Here is a 26,996-nt window from a genome sequence, read left to right as displayed (position 1 = left end):
AGGCATCCTAACATTCATGTCCATGTTGAGAGAATAAATAAATCTGATCGGTTTCAACAACGTAAACCATGTTAGTAAGATCTTCCTCTTGTAAGATACTCACAGCACCCACCACTTTACTTACGACCTCAGCAACAGGAGTGGTATTTGGCAAATTCACTACAATGATCCCTGAATGAGGGCTCGGAAATAAATCTACCCTGAGGTAGTCCTTATCTCTTGTAATAATTACAAACTGAGAGCGAGTTCGACGAAAAATAGCGGAATCGGGTTTTCCTCTTAACCTTTCATCGATTACACGAGAAGTAGGAAATCCAGCTTTCCTCATTTCTTTCAGCAGATTTTTGGGGAGATTCTCATCTAACAAAAATCTTCTCTTACTACTTTCATCCGGCATGAATCACTTCTTCTCCGATCCTTTTAGCGGCGTAACCGAGAGCTGCACGAATATCCTCTATCGTGAGGTCATACTCATACATGATCTCTTCTATACTCATACCGCCTGCTAGGTGGCCAAGAACAAGTGATACAGGGATTCTTCTCCCCTTAATGGTTGCCTCTCCGCCAAGAATTTCCGAATCTGAAACAATGCCTGGGAAAATTTCTGATCTAGCCATAACTTACCTCCTGCCTCATATTATACAATATGCCACTGTGAGACATGATAAAATGAAAGAGAGGAGACTTATCACTAATGAACCCGGCCAACACATTCACCTATCGTCACTTTGACCCTCAGCACGATTTCACTGCCCTTATGACGCTCCTGCAAATCGTCGAACAAACAGACCAGGATGGCGAAGATGTAAGCGAGGCGATGCTGCGCGAGCAATTAATCTGGCCTGGGCATGACCCCATGCATGATCGCTGGGTGGTATTTCCATCTGACAGCGATGCGCTCATTGGCTATGGAGTAGTTTTTCAGGGGCCTGACGATGAGCATGCCGATGTCCACATCGCTGTTCATCCTCAATGGCGGCTGTATGGCATTGGAAGCCAACTTTTGAACCATCTTCTTGCTCGCGCCCACGAGAAGGGCGCGCAGGATGTACGGGCCTATGCGACAGTTCAGAATTCGGCTGCAAGGGCTTTCTTAAGCGCGCATGGTTTCGAACCTGTGGCAATGTATACCCGCATGCTCGCTACGGAAATCCATGGATTTCCTATAGCCAGAATGCCTTCTGGATTTACCGTTCGTAGCTACGACCAGGTGCAGCAGTTGGACCTCCTCGTTGAAGCAATGAACCGCGGCTACGAGGGCTTATGGGGACACCGGCATGTTGAACGAGAGGAATTGGGCAAATGGATTCCCCAATTCATTCAAGAGGGCATATTCCTGCTCTTTGCGCCTGGCGGAACAGTTGCCGGAATGTGCCGCGCCGAAATGAGCGAACACCTCACATCGCTGCGAGGAGTGCCAACCGCGCTCATTGATGCTCCAGGCATTGTTCCAGAATATCGTGAAACAGGCCTCCATGTTCCGCTCGTCCTGACTGCCGTCCAATGGTTGATCCCGCAAGCGCCCGCCAGAATTGAAATGGAGTCCTGGGGCGATGCGCTGTCTACACTCGCATCGTACCGCGGTCTCGGATTTACCCCTATGCAGGAGGCCATCTCGTATCGACGCGCGTTAACAAAATAGATGAACAAGCTATCCCAAACGGGGGAAATCATATGGTACTATACAGTGTGGCATTTGGTATTTCCTTAGCCCGGTAATACCATAATCAAAATCAATAACAAGAGAGGTAATCTCGTGAAACTGAACTTCGGATTCAAAACCGCACCCCAATTTACTACTTACGATGACATCCTGCGTGTCTGGCTCGAGGCCGATACCGTCCCCAGCTTAGAGCATGCCTGGGCGTTTGATCACTTCATTCCGCTCGGCCCTGACCCGACCGGCCCTCAATTAGAGGGTTGGACGCTGCTAGGGGCGCTGGCCGCCAGGACGGAGCGCCTGCGTCTCGGATTGATGGTAACAGGCAATATTTATCGCCACCCTGCCGTGCTGGCAAAAATCGGCGCGACCGTCGATCAAATTTCACATGGCCGCCTGGACTTCGGCATCGGAGCAGGCTGGAACGAGCTGGAGTGCAGCATGTACGGCATTCCCCTCTACAAGCCGGGCGAGCGCATCCGTCGCCTGGGTGAGGCATGCGAAGTAGTCAAGCTGCTGTGGACGGAAACCGTGGCCAATTTCGACGGCAAATATTATCAACTCAAAGACGCGCGTTGCGAGCCCAAGCCCGTCCAGAAACCCTATCCGCCGTTCGTGATTGGTGGCAGCGGAGAGCAACTGACGCTGCGCGTCGTGGCTAAATATGCCGACATCTGGAACTTCGTTGGCGGCGATATCGAAACGTTCCGCCATAAAAATGAGGTTCTGAACGGATATTGTAAAGAAATTGGACGCGACCCATCAGCCATTCAGCGCTCTATCCAACGGCAGGTCAATTATAACGACATGAATGAGACAATCGACAGCATGCGTCCTTATATAGCGGAAGGCGCGACGCATATCATTCTCAACCTGCGCGCCCCCTATCCCGAAGGCATCGCGCATCGGCTGGCAGAAGAGATAATCGCGCCCCTGGCAGCGGAATTCGAAGGAAAATAGGGTAATCGATAGAAAGATCAATCGGCCCCACGACGAAGCCGTAGGGGCCGATTGATCGTACACATCGCCGATTCATCGGCCTTGCGGGAAATTTCTCAAAATCGATCCCCTATCCTCAACCCGCTTTCACATCCGCCTGCTGATCTTCCTGTTCGCCTTCCTTCTGAATGGTTTCCAGTGATTTATGATCTGGTTCCGGCAGCACGAAGGTCAGCGCGAAGCCCGCGAGAGCCACCAGGGCAGCAATGCCCATGGCTCCGGGCAGTTTGAAAGCCGCGTTGCTGAGCAATAAAGGAAACAGAAAGGCTCCTAGAAACGCTCCAATCTTTCCGGTTGCAGCCGCTATGCCATGTGCGGTAGTACGCGCCTCGACCGGAAAGATCTCGGCCGGCAGCACAAACGTCGTCACATTAGGGCCAAACTCGGTAAAAAAGTAGCTCAAACTATAAAGCAGCAGGAAGGTCCAGGCGATTTGTGTCAGCGCCGGAAAGAGGAAGAGCAGACCATAGGAGATCGCCATCATGGCAAATCCCGTCCACTGAATACGTTTGCGTCCAAGGCGATCAATTGTCAGTGCCGCGACGATGTAGCCAGGAAGAGCCGCCACCACAAAGATGAGCAGCGTATAGAGCATATTCTGCAGCAGTGTTGTTTGCGGGCTAAACAGCTTAATCACTAACGGCGTAGACACTGTCGTGCCATAATAGGCGAAATCCAGCAAAAACCATGTACCGGCAGCGCCAATCAACCATATCAACAAATGCCGCGTCGTGAACAATTCGCGCGCGGAAAGTATATGCCCGGGTTGGATGTTCACACCATCACCATCGGCAACAACTTTGATTGCCGGATTGATCTTCTCAATCGACCCATCGGTTATCTGCTTGTGAATCCTGTCGCATTTGACCCCATCTTGCTTTCCTTTAACGACCAGTTGCACCGCCTGTTCGGCCTCCTTCGTATTGCCGTGTGCCAATGCGAAACGCGGGGATTCCGCGATTTGACGCCTCAACCAGAAAGTTGCCAGGGCCGGAATAGCTCCCACCCCCAGCAGAATACGCCAGGTCAGATTCTGATCTACCCCACTACTCAACAACAATACCGTCAGCAATGGCCCAATAATCAAACCGAGCGCCTGCGTCGAGAACACGAGGGTAATCAACTTGCCGCGATCATAACGATTGGAATATTCACTCATCAGCGTGGCGCTGACAGGATAATCCCCGCCGATGCCAAGACCAAGCACGAAACGGAAAAAGAGCAGCCAGATTACACCCGGCGCGAAAGCCGAAGCAATAGCCCCGGCTGCCAGCACAAGCAATTCATAACCATATACAAACTTGCGCCCGAAACGGTCCGCGATACGCCCAAAAATGATCGCACCCAAAGCAGCTGACAGCAATGCCGTGCTGCTCAAGAGAGAAATATCCAATGTGCTGATATGCCAGACACTTTTGAGGATCGTTGAAACAACACCTATCACAAAAAGATCATAGGCATCAGTAAAGAAGCCCATGCCCGAAGTTACCACCGTCTTAAAATGAAAACTGGAGAGCGGGCTCTCATCAAGTTGCCTCAGTGTATCTTCATATGTCCTCATAAGCAGCCTCCTTCCGCCTTTAGAAGCATGTGCGTAAAAGTAGCAATCGCATTGGCATATCACTTATAACACGCAACATGAAGACCTTTTGAGTTCATGTGTGGTTCTTGCAAGCAGGATGAAGAGAAGCTTACCCATCTTATAGTACACCTTTTTATGTAACCTACGTAATAGGATTAGAGTGGGAAGCAGTACATACAGCTTTCTTCCTTGGGGCAGTGATTTGAGAGACAGGAGAAATCTATGGTAAGTGAAACAAAACCTCAGCAGAGTGAGGAGAGTAGTAAACAAAAGGCAGCGGATAGTAAAAAACGCCCATTTGATCTACCTCGCTGCATGCTGGCAGAGCTGGTCGGCACCTTTGCGCTGACATTTGTAGCCTCAGGTGGTGCTGTTATTGCTACGGTGACTCATGGTGCGGTAAGTGACGCAGCCCGTTTCGTTGCCCCGGGATTGCTGATTATGGCAATGACCTATGCTTTTGGCAATCTATCCGGCGCGCATTTTAATCCGGTCGTGACGCTGGCGTTTGCTGTGCGGGGGGACTTTCGCTGGAGCCGCGTGCCTCTTTACTGGTTGGCCCAATTTATTGGAGCGATACTTGCTGCCCTCTTGCTACTTGCATTCTTCGGCCTGGTGAAGCATCTCGGCGCTCCGGAGCCGCATTATGGCATACTCACTTCGCTGGTATTCGAGATGGTGCTTACTTTTTTCCTGATAACCGTGATCCTGGCTACCGCTACCAATCATAGCCTGGTCGGCCCCACGGCAGCGCTGGCGGTAGGTGGCACAATTGCGCTTGCTGGCCTGTTTGCCGGGCCGATCAGTGGTGCCGCAATGAACCCGGCTCTGTCGCTTGGCCCCTACATTGTCAGTGGTCAGTTGAGCAATGCCTGGATTTATGTGGTTGGCCCGGTCGTGGGTGGACTGGTAGCTGTCGGCATTGCCTGGCTCTTACATGGTGGAACAACTCAGGATGAGGTTGAGACTGCCGAAGGTAAATAACAGGTGACCACAAGGATAATGAAATGTAACAAAATAACCGAGCGACGAGACCAACGAATCGGCCCACCGCTGTGCCGTAGGGGCCGATTGATCGCGCCCAGCGCCGATTGATCGGCCTCGCATAGTCGTCGGACGACCATTAGGAAACAAGAAGGAAGCAAAGAACATGGAAGAGAATAGAAAGGAAGAGCAACCATGGCTCAATCTGAACAAGACGTGAATCAACAGCAGCTAGGAATGAGTAGTCGTATTGGCCCGGTTGAAATCGACTGGCCGCGCACAATTGGCTATTATGGAGGACTTGGCCTGGCAACTGCCCTTGAACTGGTCGAACCCCCGCTGGCAATCTTTATCGCCGCCATTCCTTTGTTCAAGATGCTGAATAATCCTGGTGCTTCAGCGCCAACTCGCTTTGTTGGACAATTGCTCATAGGAGCATCGAATCCGGTTGGTGGTAGTGGCGAGGCTACTATCCAGCTTACCTCAAGTAAAGGTTCAGGTGCGCGCCGACCCACTTTCATGGACGAAGCACGCCAGCTGGCGAACAAGATGAAGAATGGGCGCTCGCGAACGCTCAGCGAAACAACATCAAGGTAAATACAACCAACAATCGAGAAGGCCTCCGGTTCTCGGATGGCAAGGAGGAATTTGTTTATGTTGCTCCTACTTACCACCGCTAACCAGAGGCCCTTAGCTAAGCTTGCAACACTGGAAAGATTAGCCCATCGGGAAAACTGGCAACTGGAAAGCGGACTTGGTGGAAGCAAGCACGCCGGCAAGTGCCGTGTACCAGGCAATAAGCGCAGTGATAATGCCGAGCCAACCACCAATATTAACCCAGGTCAAAGCGCCAGTTCCTGGAAGTGGGACGCCTGAAAACCAGCCGATCGTCAACGCCAGGAAAGTCAGGAACAGGAGGAAGAAAACGCCTATAAGAGCAAGGTTACTTCGCAACGTGCCGAGGAACATCAATCCAGTAAAGATGGTCCAGCCCAGGAAGAACATACCAGCTCCAGCAGAGATATCGGCCGCAGATGCCGGCGCACCAGCAGTAAGGTCGACAAGGCTCTTGCCTCCGAATAATGGCGTGAGCGTAACTGCGACGGCAAGCCAGAAGCCCCCATAGGAGCAGAAGGCAGTCGCGCCAAAGGTATTGTTATTTCTAAACTCCTGGATACCGGCGATAAGTTGCACAAGACCGCCATAGAAAGCCGCCAGGCCGAGAGCAATGTTCCCCGTAGCAATCGGATCGCCGTGGAAAATGAATTGTGCATTGGCGGCACTGAGGACAAAAGTAGTAAGTGCGAAGGCGCTAAGGCCAAGAGGAGCAGGGTTAGCAACGGCCGGAGCTGCGACTTCGGTACGTTCAATAGCTTGAGCCATTAAAGGTTCCCACCTTTCATTAAAAGACTAGCAATACATGTACACACTCATTAGTGCATGTGAGGTAAACACCAGGTTTAACCTCTTGCATCTGCTTGTCGCAGGCCGCGGTGCCTGCAAGAGTAGGTAGGATACGAACCATCCACAGACCTTATGGATGGGTTTGCAATCGCCCAGGGTGGGCGATCAACTTCACACAACGCTAACAGAGAATAGTGAAGTATGGCCTATGTATAAATGATGCCGGTTATCTACCTCCTTCCTTCGATAGATGTAGCCTGCACAACCATCAATGCTACACTCGCTTGAGGCTTGTGCTTATAGGACATTATAACATACAAAAAGCCCGTTTGTAACGGGGATTGCCAGGGTTTTTGCCGCTTGCGACTCGAGTCTTTTGGATGTTACACTTTACTTAATGGCAAATAGTCGTTTCACCAGCAAGGAGAAATCAATCATGCAGGATATTTATATCATTGATGGAGCCAGAACTCCATTTGGCGTATTGCAAGGCTCCCTTTCCGATGTCAGTGCTATCGACCTTGGTGTCATCGCTGCCAGGGGAGCTATCGAACGCAGCCGAGTAAATCCCCAACAGATCGATCAAGTAGTAATGGGTAACGTCATTCAGACCAGCAAGGATGCCATCTATTTTGCGCGCCATGTCGCGCTGAAAGCCGGATTACCCATTGAAACTCCGGCGCTCACCGTGAATCGCCTGTGCGGGTCTGGCCTCCAGGCCATCGTCAGCGCCGCCCAGATGCTGCAATTGGGCGAGGGCCAGATTGCCCTTGCTGGCGGCGCAGAAAATATGACACAATCCCCCCACGTTATTCGTGGAGCGCGCAACGGTTTCAAACTTGGGCAGGCACCGCAACTGGAGGATAGCCTGTGGGAGGCTCTCATAGACAGCTATGTCGGCTGCGGTATGGCAATCACAGCCGAAAATCTCGCCGAAAAATATGGCCTGACGCGAGAACAGGTGGACGCGTATGCCTTACGTAGTCAGACTGCCGCTCGTCGCGCCCAGCAGGCCGGCTTGCTGGCCGAAGAGATTGTGTCCGTCACAGTCAAGGACCGCAAGGGCAATCCCGTTCAGATCACGCAGGACGAGGGCATTCGTGACACCTCCATGGAGGCCCTGGCGAAACTGCCATCCCGATTCCGCCAGGGTGGCGTCGTCACCCCCGGCAATGCCAGCGGCATCAACGACGCGGGAGCAGCCGTGATTCTAGCAACGGGCGACGCAGTGCAGCAACATAACCTGAAGCCCATCGCTCGCCTGATCTCCTGGGGTGTTGTCGGCGTTCCACCCGAAATCATGGGCATTGGACCAGCTCCGGCCATTCGCCAGGCACTTAAACGTGCCGATTTGAGCCTTTCCGACCTGGACCGTGTCGAGGTCAACGAGGCATTCTCCCCGCAATACCTGGCCGTCGAAAAAGAACTTGGCCTGGATCGCGACAAGACCAATGTCAACGGCGGCGCGATCTCCATCGGTCATCCCCTGGCAGCCAGCGGCGCGCGCCTGGTACTGACCCTGATGTACGAACTGCGCCGCCACCACCTCAAATATGGCGCCGCCTCGCTTTGTATCGGCGGCGGACAGGGCATCGCAGCCGTCATCGAGAACGTCGCGTAGAAAAAATATATTGACCGTGCCAACCAGGGCGCACCCTTGCGGTCGCCCTGGTGGAATCGCTTTCACCATCCTTTGTCTATCAATGAGCCGTCCACCCGCAATCTATCGTCATTGCGCTGCCCGTTATGCCACTCGCATCATCGGAGCAGAGGTAACCCACGAACTTCGCAACCTCGTCCGGCTCCAGCAGGCGATGAATAGGCGCTTCGGCCACCATAATCTTCTCAACCACTTCGGATTCTGGAATGCCATGTACCTTTGCCTGCGAAGCAATCTGTTTCTCCACCAGCGCGGTTCGCACATAAGAGGGGCAGATCGCATTGCACGTCACGCCATGTTCCGCACCCTCAAGCGCCGTCACCCGCGTCAAGCCGATCAGGCCATGCTTGGCGGCCACGTATGCAGATTTGAAAGCTGAAGCTCTCAGCCCGTGAACCGAGGAGATATTGATGATCCGCCCCCAATGCTGCGCGTACATCCCCGGCAACACGGCCTTCGTCAGCACGAACGGCGCCGTCAGCATGATATCGATAAGCAGCCGCCACTTCTCCTCGGGAAACTCCGTAATCGGCGCAACGTATTGGATGCCCGCGTTATTGACCAGGATATCGACCTTGCCCTCGGCAGCAGTAGTATCCGCTACCAATCGCAGGCAATCCTCATCCCTGGACATATCGGCTTTCTGAAAACGCGCTCCCGGCAGTTGAGCTGCCTCGGCGCTTCCATGCTCTACATCGATATCCGACAGTGTTACCCGGGCACCACGTCCCGCCAGGTCGCGCGCGATTGCCAGGCCAATGCCACTGGCAGCGCCCGTTACAATAGCCACTTTTCCTTCCAGTATCGTCATCGCGTTTGTCTCCTTACTCGTATCATCAGCGATGGTTACTCCGCGGGAGCCTGTGCGTTCACACTGAGATTCTGCTTGCTTGCCTGAGAAAGACGTTTCTGCCGTGCCAGCGTCGTCTCAATCACGCTCACAACTGCCAGTGCCAGGATCAGGTGCAGCAATGGGGCCACCAGGCCATCGATTACTCCGACCAGTTGCAAATAGCCCACCAGCATGGTGCAGACGGCCAGCAGGACGGTCAACCCTTGAAAAGCGCGAATATTGCCGCCCGCCGGTACCGGCAAGAATAAGACCGTAATCGAGAGCAACAACACCAGCACCGCGCAGGTAATGTGTATCGCGATCAGCGTAGTCATCAAACTGCCCGTTTGCTCATTAATATTAAATATCCACATGAATAGACCGATAAGCAGCGCCAGCGTCGCGAACAGGCGCAGCGACATTTTCACTCCAGTTGTCAATGTACACCTCGATTTTCATAGTTTGTTTGCCAGGTATTTCAAATACCCTCCTCGCATTGTAACCTGTTCCGAAGTTCTTGCCAATAGCCTGTCAAAACCTACACGTGCAAGAAACCGCTCACCAGCAGCGCAATGACAATCAGCAGTGCCGCCTGCATATCACCGTTGAAATTGGTTGCCATCAGCTTCAGGTATTGCTTCAGGTCGCCCCTGGCATCCCGCAAAGCGAATTGTACCGGAATGATCGTCAGCGCGGCAATGATACTATACCATGGCAGCGCTCGTAAAAAAATATCGATCAGCAGCACAATCGCTATCAATAGCAACAAAAAGGCCCCCACGATGCGCGCCCCATGCTCCCCCAATGCCACAACCGGCGTCACTTTGCCCACCTGCTTGTCGGCCCGCCAGTGCAAAAAATGATGGAAGTAGAGTACCACCATCGTATACAGACCAATTGGTAGGGAAGCAAGTAGTGCCGTCAATGTAACTGTGCCGGACTGAGTATAGTATGAACCAACGACCGGCAAAATGCCGAACGAGATCAGGATATCCAGTTCGCCAAGCCCGCGCCCAATATATGCCAGGCGCAACGGTGGCGCAACGTAGAAAAAGGCCAGCAGGAAACCGAGCGCGCCAAACGCTAACGCCCATGGCCGGAAGAGGCTCAATACAATGCCGCAGATGAGGGCAATCGCGAAACAGGAAAACGCCAGTACGCGGTAGGTTCGCAATGAGAGTTTGCCATTGAGCAGGAACGTCGAACCAGTAGCCACCGTCTGTCCCTCCGGCATAATCCGCGCTGCGGCCTGGTCTGCTCCTTCGCTGAAATCGAATACATCGTTGACGACATTGGCTCCCAGGTGCGCGGCTAACGCTCCAATAAGGGTCAGCGCGAATAATCCCCAATAAAATGGCGAACCCTGCTGCCACGCCAGAATCGAACCAATCAGTACCGGCGCGAGCATCACCGGCAATGTGCGCGCTCGCGTTACCTGCAAAAAAAGCTGCAATCTATTCATATACGTTACTCCCCGCCAGAGGACTCCTTGTTAAAGCTAACCTCTGTATAGAGGGGGCCTCCTGTCAGGTCCGTGATGCGCAGCCAGTTTACCCGCAGTTCTACCGCCGCGGTGGGAACCATGGCAATAAATCCTGCTGCTGCCGCCGACTTTCTCCCCAGGTTTTCGCGCACGGCTGCAACGGCGCTATCATCGGTCAGAATGTGGGCCTCGGCTGTCGCTTCAAGCCAGATCGTCGGTTCGCTGGGACCAATAAAGAGACCCACGCGCGGGTTTTCGCGCAGGTTCGCCAGCTTGCGCGATGACGTAATGAAGGTCCCATACAGCTTCAAACTGCTATCGCTGTCAGCATCCTCAACGAAAAATACGCGCGTAACGTAGGGTTGACCATCGTGCATTGTGGCAATCGCCATCGTATCATATTGTGCGAGAAACGCAGAAACCTTCTCGCCAGTCGTATCATCCATAGTTATTTCTCCTTTGGGGCTCTACACACTTGCCCGATTCTAAAAAGCTCCTCTATGCATATCATAGTGCCTGCGTTCCAATAGCTCCCTGCTCCCGCGCGTGCCACCATTCCCGCAATGAGTAACATAGATGCTCATCATTTAAACGAATAGCGCAAATCCCATCCAATTCCACCTTATTCTTGGACGATATGCGCACAAAGGACACCCACCAGTGAGCAAATCCCGTATCTTGGGTCACACCCAGGATTTCCGAATGAAACCTGATTTGTTCCTGAGCCTGTGTCTCTTCGGACCAATAGCGATAAATGGCCGTGCGACCATGCATCGGCTCCTCAAATGGATTTTCATGATAGATGGCATCCTCCGTAAAAAGTGCTGCCGCCGCATGTGGGTCGCGATTCTCCCAGGCCCGTCCTAACGTCTCGAACCAGGTTTTGAAGGATTCATAATCCATCCGTTTTTTTCCTTTCATCGTATAAAGCAGGATAATATGCCGTTATTATAGCGTCAATTCTGATGGTCACACCGGGCAGAAGGTCAGTTCCAAATTGTACGATAGGGCAGTGTTAGTCATTAACGTGCTTGACTCCACTTGACGATAGGTGTACGATAACCACAGTTGGTAACAATCGTTACTGGCTATTTTCATTATGTCGGGGGAAAAGTCCATGTTGGAACGTGAAGCTATCCGTTGGTTGCAACTGACATATAAAGTACCGAGCGAGCCATCGCAAAAGCGTGTCTGGGTCTGGCGGCGTTTACAGAATCTGGGCGCTTTTGCGCTTCAGAATTCGGTGTATCTGCTCCCATATTCGGAAGAGGTAGAAAAGCAATTTCGCCAGTTGGCGCATGAAATTCGCGAGATGGGCGGCGAAGCAAGCATCTTTTCGGTCGTAGCGCTCGACACCGCCGATGAACGCCGCATTCTCGAGGTAATTGTCGAAGCTCGAAATAACGAATACAACACGGTCATCAAAGTTTGCGCGCGTTTCCTCGCCAAGGCCAGGACAGTCGTCGAAACCCAGAACTGGAACGAGCAGGTGCATGCCGAATTTGCCGAAGTGCTGGAAAAAGTGCATGTGCTGTTCCGTACCGCCAAACGGCATGATATGCTCGGCTCCCTGACCGCCTCAAAACGCGCCGCTGCCGCCGAGTCGCTGGCAGTATGCGAACAGCTTTTCCGCGTGCTGCTCGACCAGGAATATAGCCGCGCCCGCCGCTTGCTGGAAATGCACAGCGACCTCCTGCCAGCCACAACTGAGCCGGAGATGGCGTCCTCAAGCGGCGATACTTCTATGGTCGCCGGGCACGTGGAGCAGGTACATTCACGTCGCAATGAGAGCGAGCCACCGGAACTACCAGTGTGAAATCTGACAATTTTGTGACATAGCATACAATCTGCGTAATTGTGAGCCAGTTCATAAAACCCATGCAACCAAACTGTTACTCCCTGCGTATATGTAATTGAAAGCCAGAGTAATGAAGACCAGAACGCTTTCAACATACATCTGGTTCTCTTTCACACGAGGGAAAAGGTTATGCAGAATCAACAATATGTTCGTCAATCCAATGGTGCCAAAGCCATCGCTATCGATAATCGCCAATTTCTTCTGAAAATTCGTCTCCTTCAACTGTTGGCTGTGCTTGCCTCTGCCGCAACCGCGTTGGGCCTGCATCTGATTTTTGCCCACTAAGGGTAAAGCGGCAGTTTCAATAAAAAAGGACACTCCTCAGGTAGATCAGGAGTGTCTTTTTGATTTCCTTGACCCCCACATACGCTAAAAATCGCACTACTCTTGCGCTTGCGCCCAGAAATGGGTACAATCGATAGTATTCAGACCATCCATAATGAAACGGGGTTAGTTTTTTGTTATGCATAAGCCCTCAACAGGCCCTGGCAGGACAATTGAGGCGCGGCCTGCGCACGATATTGCTCCTCGCCAGATGATCGTTACTACAAGCGTCGTTATTTTTGCCATTCGTGATTGGTCATTGTGGGTCTTATTGCGTGATAGTCCGTGGGGACCTCCCATGCGCCTGGTAGCCGGCTCAGAATCGGTAAATGATGCAGTGGATCGCACGCTGGAGGCCCTGCTCGTCTGGTCCGAACAGGCAACACTCCTGCGACTCAAGGCCGGTTGGCAGGAGCAGCAGATCTATATCTGGAAGAGTTCTGACCAGGGTTCCTCAGTTTCCTTGATCCACAGTCTCCTGCTACGCGCCAATCGCGATGAACTCCGTCCCAACCTGCACGAACATACTGTCCCCAGCTTGCGCGTCAGCTGGAAATCGGTTGCTGATATCGAATCGGGCCGCCATATCCTTGATCCCGAAGTCCAGCCTGTGCTTGAAGCAGCACTCCACTCCTTACGTTCGCAAGTGCAGCGCGACCCCGAAATTGTGCTGCGCTATCTCGCGGATATGGCGTCGATGGGCGCTTCCGATTCAGGGACTGAATGGTGGAAACAGGATACATCTAGACGCCGGGGTAAGGAAACGCGCCCCTTTTCCACTATGAATGAACCGGCAACCGGCGATGGCACACTGACACTGGCCGAGGCCACGTTGCTCTACAAAGCCTTTTTCCCCTTAGATGAACAGATCGACCTCTCGAACCTGCGTCGACGCTTCCTCGCTACCAACCGCCTCGAAGCACTGGATGAGGAACGTCCTGTCCGTGGCAAAGAACTCGATTGGCGCCGTGTCAGCCGCACCTATCGCTATCTTGATTCACCAAGATAATGACACGTTGAGCAGCAAAAAATCTTTCCCGAAAGTGATATTCTGATACAGTGAGCATAGAAGTTTGCAAGGGCATAACACTTGATAATCATCCTCAAAAGGAGCAAATACATGGCAAAAGTAACAACCGGCACCGGCGATACAGGCTATACCGGCCTGCTTGGCGAGCAGCGCGTACCCAAATACGACCCGCGCCCCGACACCTTCGGCACCGTCGATGAAGCCACCTCCGCCCTCGGCCTGGCGCGCGCTATGGCCCAGGACCCCAAAGTCAAACAGATCATTTACCAGATTCAGCAGGAGCTCTACCTTTTGATGGGCGAACTGGCAACACCGCCCGAAAACTACGAAAAAATGGGCCTCAAAATGACCATTGACCATGTCAAACGCCTGGAACAGGTAGAAGAGCAACTCAAGCAGGAGGTAGAAATTCCCAATAAATTTATTATCCCCGGCGACACCCTCGATGGCGCCGCGCTCGACCTGGCCCGCACCATCATTCGCCGCGCCGAGCGTATGGCCGTCAAGTTGCTACACGATGGCATCATCCAGAATGGCGAAGTTGTGCGCTACCTCAACCGCCTTTCAGACCTTGTCTTTATTCTTGCCCGCTATATTGAGGTGAAATCTTCACTGGCAGAATTGCCCGAATAGGCCATCTGCCCGGCGAAAAGACAAAAGTCCTACCCGTCATTTTTGCCTTGACTTACTAGAACATTTATCCTATACTGTCTGTGGATGCCCTCAAACAATTGTGACCCATTTAGCCCGAAATTAGCTTAACTAAAGGAGATTTTCACATGGCCCATCCTTTCGTTCACATCGAGATTCCCGCTGAAGATACCCGCGCGGCTGGTAAATTTTATGCTGATGTCTTTGGCTGGGAAGTGCAAACCGATCCAAATTTCGACTATACCATGTTCCAGGCTGAAGGTGGCCCCGGTGGTGGCTTCGTCGGCGTACATCAATCCACCGATGGCGGTATGGTTCAGTACAAGGTCGATAGCCCACTGCTCTATATTGGCACCGATGATATCGAGGCCTCGCTTGCGCAAGTAGAGGCGCATGGCGGCAAAACCGTGCTGCCCAAGACCGAAATCCCCGGTATTGGCTGGTTTGCCATTTTTACCGACCCATCTGGAAACCACATGGCGTTATTCACGAATCTGCCACGCGCATAATCCAATTCAGTCTTCATCTGTATAGATGGAATGATCACAACTTTACAAAAGATAGGGTGAATATCCAGTTCACCCTGTCTGAACCAGCATTCCGCGAAGTTGAATCCCCCAAAAATCCATACCCTCCCCGTCTATCCTTTAAACCAGATAATCCATGCGTATATAATAAAGCAACCATTTACATTGCCTCATTTCGTTTTTATCACGACATCTCGTCGCTAAGCCCGGTCAGAGGATGGAATAGATCATGGAACGCCAGTCTTTACAGGCTACCGCTGAATATAATCGTCTAATTACCGATGGTGATCCATGGCGACACTGGGGACCATATCTCAGCGAACGAGCCTGGGGTACCGTGCGCGAAGACTATAGCCCGGATGGCCGCGCCTGGGATTATTTTTCACATGATATGGCTCGCTCGCGAGCTTATCGTTGGAATGAGGATGGCCTGGGTGGCATCAGCGACGACAAAGGACGCATGTGCTTTGCCCTCGCGCTCTGGAATGGTTATGACCCCATCCTCAAAGAGCGTCTATTTGGTCTGACAGGCACACAGGGCAATCATGGCGAAGATGTCAAAGAATGCTACTTCTACCTCGATAGCACTCCCACGCACAGCTACATGCGCATGCTCTACAAATATCCGCACGCCGCGTTCCCCTACCGGCAACTGGTCGAAGAAAATGCCAGGCGCGGCAGGCACGACCCCGAATTTGAATTGCTGGATACAGGTATCTTCAACGACAACAACTATTTCGACATCTTCATAGAATATGCCAAAGCCGCCCCCGAAGATATTCTGATACGTATCCGCGCCATCAATCGCGGCAATCAACCGGCGCTACTGCACCTGCTGCCCACCCTCTGGTTTCGCAATACCTGGTCCTGGGGAGCAGAATCTGATCGCCCTCTTTTGAAACAGGGAAGTTCAAATCCGGTTGCAAAACTGAACCATTCCCACTCTCTCATGATAATCGAGGCCGAACACTCCATGCTGGGCAGCTACATGCTCTCCTGCGAGGATGCAGACGACCTGCTTTTCACAAATAATGACACCAACCACGAGCGCCTCTTTAGTGTGCCAAACTCCACCCCCTATGTCAAAGATGCCTTCCACGAGTATCTTATCCACGGTCGTCAGGAAGCCGTCAATCCTGCCCGTACAGGTACCAAAGCCGCCGCGCTCTACACTCGAACGATAGCTGCCAGGGCTACAGTGACCCTGTGTTTGCGCCTGACAAGAGTACAGGATGGGCAGTTTGTTGCTGTAAGCTCGCCTTTCGCGGACTTCGACCAGGTCTTTGACAGAAGGCAGCAGGAAGCAGATGAATATTATGCCGCTCTTCAACCTGCCGGTCTGGATGAAGATCAGCGACGCGTGCAGCGCCAGACGCTCGCGGGTATGCTGTGGAGCAAGCAGTTCTATCACTACATTGTTGACCTCTGGTTGAAAGGCGACCCGGCTCAACCCGCGCCTCCCTATCAAAGACGCTATGGGCGCAACGCCGAATGGCGCCATCTCTATAACGAGCGCGTAATGTCCATGCCCGATAAGTGGGAATATCCCTGGTATGCCGCCTGGGACCTGGCATTTCACTGCGTACCGCTTGCCCTGGTCGATAGCGAGTTTGCCAAAAGCCAGCTCTACCTGCTGATGCGTGAGTGGTACATGCATCCCAACGGACAGCTTCCGGCCTACGAATGGGCATTTGGCGATGTCAATCCACCCGTAATCGCCTGGGCGGCCTGGCGCGTCTACAAAATCGACCAGGAGCAGACCGGTCATGCGGACCGTGCCTTTCTGGAGGGCATGTTCCACAAACTGCTGCTCAACTTTACCTGGTGGGTCAATCGCAAGGACTCCGAAGGCAAGAACGTCTTCCAGGGCGGCTTCCTTGGGCTTGACAACATCGGCGTCTTTGATCGCAGCGCGCCCTTACCAACGGGCGGTTATATCGAACAGAGTGATGGCACTAGCTGGATGGGCATGTTCTGCCTGAATATGATGACCATTGCGCTGGAACTGGCGCTCAATAATCCCGTCTATGAGGATATCGCGCTCAAATTTTTCGAGCATTTCCTGGCCATAGCCGCCGCCATGAACAATATCGCCGACGAGGGGATCAAGCTGTGGGACAAGGAAGACGAGTTCTTCTATGACGTACTGCACCTGCCCGACGATTCCCACCTGCCCATCAAGATTCGCTCGCTGGTTGGCCTCATCCCTCTCTGCGCCGTTGAAACGCTGGAGCCAGAACTGCTCGATGCCCTGCCCCGATTCAGAGGTCACCTGACCTGGTTTCTAAAATATCGCCCCGACCTCACGCGTCTCGTATCGCACTGGCAGCAGCCCGACGCGGGTGAGCGTCGTCTGCTGGCGCTTGTGCGTGGCCACCGCATGAAATCCCTGCTCAAACGCATGCTCGCCCCGGACGAATTTCTAAGCGATTATGGTATTCGCTCGCTCAGCAAGTTTCATGCCGCCAACCCTTACGTCCTCTCTGTCGATGGAATCCCTTATACCGTGCAGTACGAACCCGCGGAGTCCCGTTCTGGTTTATTCGGCGGCAATTCTAACTGGCGCGGCCCCATCTGGTTTCCCATCAACTACCTGCTCATCGAATCCCTGCAAAAGTTCTATCACTACTATGGCGATGATTTTAAGGTTGAATGCCCGACCGATTCGGGCCGCTATCTCACCTTAAAGGAAGTCGCGGACGAACTTTCGCAGCGCCTCATACGCCTCTTCCTGCGCGATTTATCCGGCCATCGTCCCTTTAACAGCGGCAATGAGATCATGCAGCGCGACCCGCGCTGGCGCGATTATCTGCTATTCCATGAATACTTTCATGGTGAGGATGGCAGCGGTCTCGGCGCGAGCCATCAAACCGGCTGGACGGGCCTCGTAGCCATGCTGATCCAGCAGCAGCATACCCTTAGAGAAAATGACCCCATGGGTATCTCATCTGCTGAGGGCAGGAAGACAGCCCGTCTGAGCCATGAGATAACCGAGCGGAGTTAAATTTGTGTTGTCTATCTTCCCAAAATCGTTGTTGCCTGCGATGACAGTAACCCCCCACTCCCATGCGCTACCGCCAGCTTTGCCCCCTCCACCTGCCGCGGCCCACACTGCCCGCGTAACTGGCGCGTCGCCTCGATAATCAGAAAAATGCCTCGCATCCCTGGATGATTAGAGGAGAGACCGCCACCATCCGTATTGATCGGCAGTTGCCCGCCCAGAGCAATGCGACCATCCTGCACAAATGCACCCCCTTCGCCTTTCTTGCAGAAGCCCAGGTCCTCAAGCAGCAGCAGGACGGTAATGGTGAACGAATCATAAATCATCGCCATATCTATATCGCCGGGTGTAACCCCTGCCTCACCAAAAGCGCGTGGCGCTGTCATCGCGGCGGCGGTTACGGTCAAATCGGGCATCTGCGAAATGTGTGCGTGCGTATGGCTCTCGCTGCTGCCCAGCACAAAGACCGGCACCTGCTTCAGGTCGCGAGCGCGTTCCTCCGTCGTCACCAGTACCGCCCCACCTCCATCGCTGACCACGCAGCAATCGAGCAGGTGCAGCGGATCGGCAATCATACGCGAATTCAGCACGTCCTGCACCGTAATCGGCTCGCGGTACATGGCCAAAGGATTAAGCGCGGCATGCCTGCGCGTCACGACCGCGATTTCGGCCAGTTGCTCTGAGGTCGTGCCATACTGGTGCATGTGCCTGCGTGCCGCCATCGCATATGCTCCCACCAGCGTATTGCCATAAGGTGCTTCGTAGGTCGCTTCGGGAATAGTCGCCGGACGCCCACCTGTGCCAATCATGCGACCGCGGCTGGATAGCTGGTTGCTGGCATAGGTAATCAGCGCTACCTCGCACTTGCCCGTCCGTATCGCTGCCACCGCGTGATTAAGATGCGCCTCGAAGGAAGAGCCTCCAATGGTGGTAGTATCGCTGTAGCGCGGAAATATCTGCAGGTATTCGCACAGCATCACAGTCGGCATGCCCAGCGAGTGCGAGCTGCAGAAGACGCCATCGATATCATCCTTGCGCAGCCCGCTCTCTTCCAGCGCCCGCCACGTGGCCTGCGCGTGCATCTCCATCTCGGTCAAATAAGGTACGCGCCCGTAGTCCGACTCGGCAACCCCAACAATGGCAATGCGCCCGTTGTATGAAGGCATCAATGGAAACTCCTTTCTGCCCGCTGTTTTGCATTCCGATCCTGCGTCAGGAGGTCTCCTGCTTGCACCTGTTCAATGGCAATGCCCGAAACGGTAATCAACCAATCGCCGACTTGCCATATTCCTGATTCGAGAGCTTCATGTGTAGGACGCACAAAATGGCTTCCCTCAATACACACAGCATAGCCACTGCCTGCTCGTGTCAATATGATGGCCTCTTTCGCTATATCGATTTTTCCAGCATGAACAGGGCGCAGGTGGAGGTCAACCCATCCCTCTACTCCGTCCACGTTGCGCATTGCCGGTAGATTTTTGATGAGAGGACCACTAAGGGTACAACGCCGAATTTCATATATGGCAGCATCTGTTTCCCAGAACTGGCTGTTCTCATTTCGATCCATGAGATATTTCTCCTTGTTCCTCTCGAATCCGGGCAAGAGTTGTAACGTGGAATGTAATTGGAATATACTCTTATCATCGCTCATTATACCTGATCTCTCTGAAGAATGTGAGGAGCACCTATGCCAGAAAACATCTCTCCCAGGCCCAAACCATTACCTGTTGTCACAGATGAAAATCGTCCATTCTGGGAGGGATGCAGGCAAGGCAAGTTACTGCTTCAATATTGCCTGCAATGCCAGAGCTACCAGTTCTATCCACGCCTGTATTGCATGCATTGCGGCTCCACCACGCTGAAATGGAAAGAGGCCAGCGGACGTGGCGTGGTCTACTCCTACACCATCATTCGCCAGAACAAATCCCCCGAATTCGTCAACGATACTCCCTACAACCTCGCCATTATCCAACTGGAGGAAGGACCGCGCATGCTCTCCAACATCGTGGATATCGACCTGGCAGACCTGCGCGTTGATCTCCCGGTGACGGTCGTGTTCGATCCGGTCAGTGAGACGATGAGCCTGCCCCGTTTCCGGCCATTACTGTAGTTTAGTAAATACTCCGGCAAAAGGCCGATGAATCACTCCTCACGGCTGTGCTGTAGGGGCTGAATCACTCGGATGACCGGTTTTGATGGTGAAAATTCATGATCGGCCCCGCGTCCATCCCCGAACGAGTTTGTCAAAAAAGATCGGCCTCGAGTTGATTCCCACAGTATTTTGTTAAGGTCTATGAACGCGTTTTTATGGCGAAGAAGGCTGAAATACGGCATCCCCCTCAATCTGAGCAGGTAAATTTATCTGGGTCTGTCCCGAACCATCGGCATTCATGATCCATATGGTTCTTTCAATGTCTCGTAGATGCTCTCCAGAGCGTTCAGAGCGCGTAAAGAGGATCTTTGTCCCATCGGGCGACCAGCTTGACGGTTCGGAGGAATCGACTGCCGTTGCATTTTTCGTCAACTGTACCAGGTGAGAGCCATCAGCATTCATCACATAGACGGCCGATTGGCTGACACTCTGACCTGCGCCAGCAGATACAAATGTGGCGTATCCATAGAGAATCTGCTTGCTATCCGGCGACCAGACCACAGGTCCATACTGCCCCGCAGTTCGGGTGAGTCGCTCAAGGCCGGAGCCATCGGCATTTATGAGGTAGATGCCTGAGAGCGATGGATCGTTATCCATCGAGACAAAAGCGATCTTTCTACCATCGGGCGACCAGGCTGGCCATTCCGCCTCTATGCTTGTAAGTAGAGGCCGTTTCTGAGAGCCATTGGCGTTCATTATAAAATATAACTAGCAAGCCATAAATTGCTCATAATGCTCTCCTGGAGGATAGGAAAAGCCAATAAAATTTTCTACATGTTATGCATTAATAGTGCGAAGTCTACTTGTTGTTTTCAAACAAACATATTATAATGTGTTCGTGTAAACCTTGTCAAGAGATGTCAGTTGGATTATTCTTCAATTATGCAAGATTGAGAGTGAGTTAGCGCAGAGCTGATTGATGGACACGCATAGCAACAAGTCACCCAGGTAGCCAGATAGGTTGTGCGTTTGGAGTTGTTATTAAGAAGGCTCTCTCAAATGGAGAATTAAATAATTAGGCACAACAAGAAGGCTCCCGCGTCCCAATTGCTGGACAGTTACTCTGTCAACAATAACTCTAGGTTGGTGGCAATTGCGGCAGACCTGGCGTTTGCTACTCGTTGTGGGTATAGGTGTGCTGGTTGCCGTAATCCTGGTATGTGCAGTGCCTCCCTACTCGCAGATCACGATGAGCGTCGGATTGCGCGATACCCTCAAAACATCATCTATTGGGCCATATGTGAAAGTGCAGGGCATTGGCGAAGATGTATCACAGACCTCCATTCAGAGTATCACACAGCAGCTGGATCAAGAGATGCGGCAACATCTAAATGGCTACCTGGCGGGTCCCGTACAATTTTCCGTGCAGCACTCTCTCGCCTTGTCAAAGCCAACTCCCGGGCCAGAGGGGAAAACGACCTTTCAAGTAGAGCGCGATCAGGTTGCCCTGATCGGAACTGACATACCACTTGCGGCGGAGCATGTAAAACTCCTCCAGGGGCGACTGCCACAGGTGTTCAGCAACCCGGTCGAAATTGCTATCACCCCCCAGACGGCTGCTCTGCTGCATGGAGCCCCAGGCTCCATGCTCTTTGTCCAATTCAGCTTTACTCAGTCTTTCCAGGAAGCTCCTTTTCAGAAAACGGTCACGATCAATCTACCACTGCGCATCGTGGGCCTCTTTACTCCTGCAACGGATAACGATTCATTCTGGCATGGTGAAAGTTTTCAGCCCGGACCGCTTGCTCAGCCATCGAGCGCGGTTGAAGAACCCCCGACACGCTACCCGGTACTCACGTCCAATACGGCCTACCTCTCAGTGCTGGAGCAGGAGATCCAGCATGCCGCGCCACCGAATCAATTCGTGAACTCGGTCCTTACCACCAACCTGCAGTTCTTCTGGTATTATCCGCTGAATACTTCGCGCTTCGATGTCAGCGATCTCAATACCCTGATTATCCAACTCAATCAAGTATTGGGCAATCTCTCCGACAATCCCATCTATCCTCCCTACGTTGAAAAGACGGCTGCCAGTGGCCCTCTCGATACGCTGGCTCTCTATAGCAGCCGTGTCGCTGTGGTGAATATTCCGTTGACGAGCATGGCCTGCCTGATTGTGTTGCTGGTCTTGCTCTTTGTCAGCCTGATGACAGATGTGCTGGTGAATCGTCAATCCGAAGCGATGGCGCTGCTGCGGAGTCGAGGCGCAAGTCGTCGCCAGGTGTTCGTCGCGCTGGTCACGCAGAGCATCGGTGTGGGATTACTCACGCTTGTCCTGGGACCGGTTCTAGCTGTCTTCGCCGCACTTTTACTGGCTCATACGCTGCTCTCGCCTGCCGACCAGGGCGCGATCAATGTGCTTACGACAAAGAATTTGTTATCGATAGCATGGAGCTTGCGCTGGCTGGCACTCTTAACCGTAGGGATGGGTGTGTTCGCGATGATCATCTCTATCGCGCTGGCTATGCGTGCGGATGTGCTAGCCATACGCCGTGAAGTCGCACGTTCGACCTATCGACCACTCTGGCAGCGCCTGCGGTTAGACCTGCTGGCCGCGGTTGTTGCCCTCGTAGGTTATGGTTTCTCCGTATATATCACCGCTCCTGGCATACTTGACGAGCGTGTGCGTGTACTGATCCTGCCACCGGTTACAGTTGTAGGTGCGCTCTTTTTACTGCTTGGATGCAACCTGTTGCTACTGCGTTTTCTCCCGCAGCTCCTCCGTTTTGCGGCGCAACTGGCCGTGCGCGGACGCAGCGCAACACCGGTGCTGGCATTAGCTCAGATGGCACGGGCACCGCGGCAGGCAATGCGCGCAGTATTGTTGCTCGCGCTCGCACTCGCTTTCGCCATCTTTACCCTCGCGTTTATGGCCTCTCAGCAGCAACGTGTCCTCGACGTAGCGGCCTTTCAGGTTGGGGCAGACTTCAGTGGTACGCTTCCTTTGAATGCTCTAGCCGGCGCAGATACCTGGAAGCAGCAGGAGCAGGAATACCGGAACATTCCAGGTGTCACATCCGCTACTATAGGCTATAGCAACCTGCTGCCGGTATCCGACGGTTCGCTGAACACTTCTGTGGATCTGCTCGCGGTCGATGCCACAACCTACGGGCAGACAAGTATCTGGACCGCTCAAGATGCATCCCAGCCTGTGCAATCGCTCATGTCCCAACTGATTGCTGAACGCGCAATGGCCGGCCAGGGAAAAGCCGTTGCAGCCATTGTCGATGCAGCAGCGGCCAATCTGCTGCACCTGTCGATTGGTTCGCACTTCACCATCAATAATGTGAATGATCCAGTGAATGCTGTGGTAGTTGCCGAAGTGGGATATATCCCAACGATCAGTGATAGCGCAGAGGTGAGTGGGACGAGCGATACCTCTTCTTTCGGTGGCGTCCTGGTCGATTATCAGAGTTATGCGGCCTACTTAAGTATCGTTAATAATGCCGGCGTGACACCAACCACAGTCTGGCTGCGAACGCGCAATGACGCGGCCTCGCTGGCAGCAGTACGAGCGGCTCTCAGTAGAGGGAACTTGCAGTTAAGCGGAGTGAACGACCGCCTTGCGACCATAGAGGCGTTGCGCCATGACCCGTTATACCTGGCACTCTCCGGTCTCATCATCATTGGAGTGGTCACGACAATGCTCCTGGCCGTCGTAGGAAATCTGGTCCTCTCCTACTTGTACACACGTAGTCACGTGGTCAACTTCGCAGTAATGAAGGCCCTCGGCAGCACGTCACAACAGGTGGCGCGTGTACTGCTATGGGAGCAAGGCATGGTGTATGCAGCGGCTATTATCCTGGGCATCAGCTTTGGGGCACTCTTCTCGTTAATTGCGCTTCCAGGACTGGTGTTTACCGGTGTCGCTCTACAGAATGGGAATGCAAACCAGATCAGTGGGGGGCAGTTTTATATCTTGCAGAATGTACCCCCTGTGCAAGTGGTGATTCCGGCCTGGTTGCTGATCATAGTACTCGGCATTCTCTTGAGTCTCTGCCTGGTTGGCATGAGTATGATGGTGCGTATAACAGCGGGATTATCCGTCAGTAGAGTACTCCGCTTGAGCCAGGATTAAGCATGTCACATTTTTGCCTTTTAAACGATTACTATAATGGAAGGGAACCATTGTGATCACAACCAGAATACCTGAGGTTCCCATTGCAAAAATGTGAACTACTTCACAGACACGCTGTGATACTTTCCTGCAAAATAACGTAAAACAATATGGCCTTTCCTGGCCGTTGTTGATCTGCTCATTGAAATGAGACAAAACGCTTGATGTCTGCATTATCCTCCTTAAAGGGTCTGAGTTCAGCACCCTATAGAATATCTGGGACCGTATGAACGTACTGGAAGATGAGCAGCAGCTCACTCTCGCAGCCTGTCAAGGTTCCGTGGAGGCGTTCGAAACGCTCGTGACCTATTATGAGCCACGTATTCGACGCATGCTTTACAGTCTGACGCAGGATGTGCAATTAACGCAAGACCTTTGCCAGGATACCTTTCTTGCTGCCTATCGTGCCCTGCCGCGCATGAATGGAGAGGAGCTTCGCTTTGCCCCCTGGCTCTATCGCATTGCGCTCAACCAGGTGCGCAGCGAATGGCGGCGTAGAAAGCATGTCACCATGGTCCCGCTCTTGCCTCCACAAGGTTCGAACGACGAGACCTTCGATGAACCCAGCGAGGAATACCTGGTGAGCGAAGAGCGTTTTGAAGAGCAGGTAGTTGTACGTGACCTGGTCCAGCGGGTGTTGACGCAGCTCCCAACAGCTTCGGCCTTGTGCCTGTTGTTGGATGCCGAGGGATTCTCGTATCGCGAGATAGCAGAGACGTTACAAGACTCGTTATCCGCCGTACGCAGTCGCTTATCCCGTGCGCGGCATGCGTTCCAACAAATCTACACGCGGCTCGATCAGGAGGGACGTTTTTGAATCAGAAAGACTGGAATGGCTTTCAACCCTGTCCATTCAGCGCTCATTGCCTGCGCCTGATTGATGACCTGGATTCACCGTCGATTGCACAACAATTTGAGAAAATTTCGATCACGCAGGATATCCAGGACGAATATCTACTGGCCCAGTTGCGTCTCCATGTGCCAGATTGCCCCACCTGCACCGCTGTACTTACCCATGCGCGACGAGTACGCTCCCGGCAGCGCGCCGCTTTATATAGCCTATTGCAGGAGAATGAATCAAAAGTTCCTTCGATGATCCCGCAAATTTTTGCCGCGATTTATCGCGAGCAAGACAACGGTCTGCCAAATACAAAACGCGCGCAGTATTATCTCGAAGAACTGGTCGTCTCGCCTGGCGCTGTTACACCTCACCATAACGGCAATAGTAATCATAAACTTGTAGGAGAACACCAGGCTTCCGTTCGCTCGCGCAATATCCTGCGTAATGCCTTTTCGCTGGCAACGATTGCGGCGCTCATTTTTGCAGCTATCGGCATCTTTAGTCACGTATTTGTATCCAGTTCGCCCGCTGTGATTTTTGGGCCGCATCTAAATACTGCTAGCGATCAGAGTGCGGCTATTCATCCTGCCCCCCTGGCTCCTGATCGGCAGAGCTTCAGCTCGTTCGTGATCGGCCTTACCGTGCTTTCGGCCAGTTCTGCCATCGGAATGACAAGTATCTATAACTATGATGCTGCCACCAGCAAAAAGCAACCACTTGGACAGCCATTTGCAGCCTCTTCTGTCCAACTCGACGGCATTACTCCAGATGGACAGAGCTTGCTCCTTCATTATGTCAGTGGCAATCGCGTGTTCTATCAGGCGATGCAGCCCGGTACGAAAACCGCCTCCTTTTATCAACTCAATGCTAACGATCGGGACGCCGGCAACGCCATCTGGATGGACGATAGTCACGTGTTCGTCGCCGGTGGAGAAAACGGAGTGGTAGAGGTGAATACCCGCACAGGCAGCCCCGTTCGCCAGTTGCCCGCCCCGAGGACAATTCACCTCGCGTTCTATCACACACCTTACCTGTACTATGTTTCCGGCCTGCCCATTCAACAGGGTACGTGGCCCGCACTTTACCGCATCGATACGACGAACCCCTATCAGCTGCCCCAGCGCATTTCGATGCGCTCGCCCGACTCCACCTTCTGGCTCAGTCCTGATGGCGGCAAAATCATCTATCTCAACAAAGGCCCCGATGGTAAAAAGGGAATCTATGCCGTGAATGCTGATGGCACCGATTCGCAACTGCTGCGCTCAGGTGATGCCATACCCATCGGGTATAAAGATAACCATACCCTGATATTTATGCAGGAAATAAACGACAGATTCCAGGTCGTACAATTGGTGACCGCTCCAAAGCAAAAAGAAACCATCGTCATGAATGACGCCGCCCCCGGAGCAACCTCCTTGTGCGATCACCAGGTTCCATCCGCAGACTCGCCCATTTGTGACAATGATATTGCACTGGCTCCTCTTGGAAACGACCTCATTCTCAATGCCTATTACCCAGGTGGCAAACACCGGCTTATATTCGATGATCTCACCTTGAATAAGTCAAATATCCTCATACCGGGCCTCGATAGTCATACCCAGGTGCAGCTGCCTGGTTGGGACGCGATGCCTGTCCCTGGAACCGGCTCGTCCCCAACAACGGTGCCGGCCAATAGCCAATCTTCCAACACAGGGCCAGAAGCATCTGTATCAGCTTATTCGCCTATGATACCGGCTCGACAAGATCTCTGCTATATAAAGCCATACGCGGATTGATACCCTTTTGTGTCATAATGGTTGGCACCCTATCGTGTCATTCTGAGCGAACATTCCTTTCGAGCGAAGCGAAAGGTTTAGAATGACATGACTCACTCATGCTTACAGATTTGGTT

At 52.8% G+C, this 26,996-nt stretch carries 27 protein-coding genes; 15 read left to right on the top strand and 12 right to left on the bottom strand.

The window, feature by feature from the left end:
- Positions 1–7: 7 nt before the first annotated feature.
- Positions 8–397 carry a DUF5615 family PIN-like protein gene (locus tag VFA09_20430; GenBank protein ID HZU69652.1) on the bottom strand — a complete coding sequence of 130 codons (390 nt, stop codon included), beginning with the start codon at positions 395–397 and terminating at the stop codon, positions 8–10.
- Positions 387–617, bottom strand: coding sequence for a DUF433 domain-containing protein (locus VFA09_20425; protein HZU69651.1), 231 nt, complete (start codon positions 615–617; stop codon positions 387–389). Before VFA09_20425 ends, VFA09_20430 begins: the two co-directional genes overlap by 11 nt.
- Positions 618–694: 77 nt before the next feature.
- On the opposite strand from VFA09_20425, the gene VFA09_20420 reads away from it, so the two are divergent.
- Together VFA09_20420 and VFA09_20415 are read left to right on the top strand one after the other, a co-directional pair.
- Positions 695–1,642, top strand: a complete 948-nt coding sequence (locus VFA09_20420) for a GNAT family N-acetyltransferase (protein ID HZU69650.1) — start codon at positions 695–697, stop codon at positions 1,640–1,642.
- Between the two features lie 114 nt (positions 1,643–1,756).
- On the top strand, positions 1,757–2,620 hold the full coding sequence (locus tag VFA09_20415; protein HZU69649.1) for an LLM class F420-dependent oxidoreductase: 864 nt from the start codon (positions 1,757–1,759) through the stop codon (positions 2,618–2,620).
- Between the two features lie 115 nt (positions 2,621–2,735).
- Here the strand turns inward: VFA09_20415 and VFA09_20410 are convergent, their stop codons facing one another.
- The gene (locus tag VFA09_20410) at positions 2,736–4,220 is read right to left on the bottom strand and encodes an MFS transporter (GenBank protein HZU69648.1); all 1,485 of its coding nucleotides are present in this window, start codon (positions 4,218–4,220) and stop codon (positions 2,736–2,738) included.
- A 243-nt stretch (positions 4,221–4,463) separates the two neighbouring features.
- Between VFA09_20410 and VFA09_20405 the strand changes: the two genes are divergently transcribed.
- Positions 4,464–5,225, top strand: coding sequence for an aquaporin (locus VFA09_20405; protein HZU69647.1), 762 nt, complete (start codon positions 4,464–4,466; stop codon positions 5,223–5,225).
- 195 nt (positions 5,226–5,420) lie between these two features.
- The gene (locus tag VFA09_20400; protein ID HZU69646.1) at positions 5,421–5,822 is read left to right on the top strand and encodes a hypothetical protein; all 402 of its coding nucleotides are present in this window, start codon (positions 5,421–5,423) and stop codon (positions 5,820–5,822) included.
- A gap of 120 nt (positions 5,823–5,942) precedes the next feature.
- On the opposite strand, the gene VFA09_20395 is transcribed toward VFA09_20400, so the two are convergent.
- Positions 5,943–6,608 carry an acetate uptake transporter gene (locus VFA09_20395; GenBank protein ID HZU69645.1) on the bottom strand — a complete coding sequence of 222 codons (666 nt, stop codon included), beginning with the start codon at positions 6,606–6,608 and terminating at the stop codon, positions 5,943–5,945.
- Between the two features lie 457 nt (positions 6,609–7,065).
- Between VFA09_20395 and VFA09_20390 the strand changes: the two genes are divergently transcribed.
- The gene (locus VFA09_20390) at positions 7,066–8,250 is read left to right on the top strand and encodes an acetyl-CoA C-acetyltransferase (protein ID HZU69644.1); all 1,185 of its coding nucleotides are present in this window, start codon (positions 7,066–7,068) and stop codon (positions 8,248–8,250) included.
- A gap of 79 nt (positions 8,251–8,329) precedes the next feature.
- Here VFA09_20390 and VFA09_20385 read toward each other — a convergent pair whose 3' ends face one another.
- The 5 genes from VFA09_20385 to VFA09_20365 all read right to left on the bottom strand — a co-directional run bounded on the left by VFA09_20385 (position 8,330) and on the right by VFA09_20365 (position 11,507).
- Complete coding sequence (locus tag VFA09_20385; GenBank protein ID HZU69643.1) at positions 8,330–9,100, bottom strand: 3-hydroxybutyrate dehydrogenase; 771 nt, start codon at positions 9,098–9,100, stop codon at positions 8,330–8,332.
- Between the two features lie 35 nt (positions 9,101–9,135).
- Positions 9,136–9,561: a hypothetical protein gene (locus tag VFA09_20380; GenBank protein HZU69642.1), complete on the bottom strand. Its 426-nt coding sequence runs from the start codon at positions 9,559–9,561 to the stop codon at positions 9,136–9,138.
- A 98-nt stretch (positions 9,562–9,659) separates the two neighbouring features.
- Positions 9,660–10,583, bottom strand: a complete 924-nt coding sequence (locus VFA09_20375; protein HZU69641.1) for a prenyltransferase — start codon at positions 10,581–10,583, stop codon at positions 9,660–9,662.
- A gap of 5 nt (positions 10,584–10,588) precedes the next feature.
- On the bottom strand, positions 10,589–11,050 hold the full coding sequence (locus tag VFA09_20370) for a pyridoxamine 5'-phosphate oxidase family protein (protein HZU69640.1): 462 nt from the start codon (positions 11,048–11,050) through the stop codon (positions 10,589–10,591).
- A gap of 61 nt (positions 11,051–11,111) precedes the next feature.
- The gene (locus VFA09_20365) at positions 11,112–11,507 is read right to left on the bottom strand and encodes a nuclear transport factor 2 family protein (protein HZU69639.1); all 396 of its coding nucleotides are present in this window, start codon (positions 11,505–11,507) and stop codon (positions 11,112–11,114) included.
- A 214-nt stretch (positions 11,508–11,721) separates the two neighbouring features.
- On the opposite strand from VFA09_20365, the gene VFA09_20360 reads away from it, so the two are divergent.
- The 6 genes from VFA09_20360 to VFA09_20335 all read left to right on the top strand — a co-directional run bounded on the left by VFA09_20360 (position 11,722) and on the right by VFA09_20335 (position 17,998).
- Positions 11,722–12,420 (top strand): Chromate resistance protein ChrB, encoded by a 699-nt coding sequence (locus VFA09_20360; GenBank protein HZU69638.1) that lies wholly within the window; start codon positions 11,722–11,724, stop codon positions 12,418–12,420.
- A 171-nt stretch (positions 12,421–12,591) separates the two neighbouring features.
- Complete coding sequence (locus VFA09_20355; GenBank protein ID HZU69637.1) at positions 12,592–12,747, top strand: hypothetical protein; 156 nt, start codon at positions 12,592–12,594, stop codon at positions 12,745–12,747.
- 178 nt (positions 12,748–12,925) lie between these two features.
- On the top strand, positions 12,926–13,795 hold the full coding sequence (locus VFA09_20350; protein ID HZU69636.1) for a hypothetical protein: 870 nt from the start codon (positions 12,926–12,928) through the stop codon (positions 13,793–13,795).
- A 111-nt stretch (positions 13,796–13,906) separates the two neighbouring features.
- Complete coding sequence (locus VFA09_20345; protein HZU69635.1) at positions 13,907–14,449, top strand: cob(I)yrinic acid a,c-diamide adenosyltransferase; 543 nt, start codon at positions 13,907–13,909, stop codon at positions 14,447–14,449.
- Positions 14,450–14,595: 146 nt separating this feature from the next.
- Complete coding sequence (locus VFA09_20340; protein HZU69634.1) at positions 14,596–14,976, top strand: VOC family protein; 381 nt, start codon at positions 14,596–14,598, stop codon at positions 14,974–14,976.
- A gap of 247 nt (positions 14,977–15,223) precedes the next feature.
- On the top strand, positions 15,224–17,998 hold the full coding sequence (locus VFA09_20335; GenBank protein HZU69633.1) for a hypothetical protein: 2,775 nt from the start codon (positions 15,224–15,226) through the stop codon (positions 17,996–17,998).
- 11 nt (positions 17,999–18,009) lie between these two features.
- Here VFA09_20335 and VFA09_20330 read toward each other — a convergent pair whose 3' ends face one another.
- Positions 18,010–19,161, bottom strand: coding sequence for an acetyl-CoA acetyltransferase (locus tag VFA09_20330; GenBank protein ID HZU69632.1), 1,152 nt, complete (start codon positions 19,159–19,161; stop codon positions 18,010–18,012).
- Positions 19,161–19,562, bottom strand: a complete 402-nt coding sequence (locus tag VFA09_20325; GenBank protein ID HZU69631.1) for a hypothetical protein — start codon at positions 19,560–19,562, stop codon at positions 19,161–19,163. The genes VFA09_20330 and VFA09_20325 overlap by 1 nt, the downstream gene beginning before the upstream one ends.
- A gap of 120 nt (positions 19,563–19,682) precedes the next feature.
- Here VFA09_20325 and VFA09_20320 point away from each other — a divergent pair, with 120 nt between their 5' ends.
- Complete coding sequence (locus VFA09_20320; GenBank protein HZU69630.1) at positions 19,683–20,105, top strand: Zn-ribbon domain-containing OB-fold protein; 423 nt, start codon at positions 19,683–19,685, stop codon at positions 20,103–20,105.
- A gap of 195 nt (positions 20,106–20,300) precedes the next feature.
- On the opposite strand, the gene VFA09_20315 is transcribed toward VFA09_20320, so the two are convergent.
- Positions 20,301–20,744 carry a hypothetical protein gene (locus VFA09_20315; GenBank protein HZU69629.1) on the bottom strand — a complete coding sequence of 148 codons (444 nt, stop codon included), beginning with the start codon at positions 20,742–20,744 and terminating at the stop codon, positions 20,301–20,303.
- A gap of 496 nt (positions 20,745–21,240) precedes the next feature.
- Here VFA09_20315 and VFA09_20310 point away from each other — a divergent pair, with 496 nt between their 5' ends.
- From VFA09_20310 to VFA09_20300, 3 genes are all read left to right on the top strand, one after another.
- Complete coding sequence (locus VFA09_20310; GenBank protein HZU69628.1) at positions 21,241–24,225, top strand: FtsX-like permease family protein; 2,985 nt, start codon at positions 21,241–21,243, stop codon at positions 24,223–24,225.
- A gap of 265 nt (positions 24,226–24,490) precedes the next feature.
- Positions 24,491–25,081 carry an RNA polymerase sigma factor gene (locus tag VFA09_20305; GenBank protein HZU69627.1) on the top strand — a complete coding sequence of 197 codons (591 nt, stop codon included), beginning with the start codon at positions 24,491–24,493 and terminating at the stop codon, positions 25,079–25,081.
- On the top strand, positions 25,078–26,880 hold the full coding sequence (locus tag VFA09_20300) for a hypothetical protein (GenBank protein HZU69626.1): 1,803 nt from the start codon (positions 25,078–25,080) through the stop codon (positions 26,878–26,880). The genes VFA09_20305 and VFA09_20300 overlap by 4 nt, the downstream gene beginning before the upstream one ends.
- Positions 26,881–26,996 lie beyond the last annotated feature (116 nt).

The sequence above is a fragment of the Ktedonobacteraceae bacterium genome (assembly GCA_035653615.1).
Lineage (GTDB): Bacteria > Chloroflexota > Ktedonobacteria > Ktedonobacterales > Ktedonobacteraceae > DASRBN01.
The sequence above is the reverse complement of the archived record's forward strand: the minus strand, read 5'-3'. Positions and strand labels throughout refer to the sequence as shown.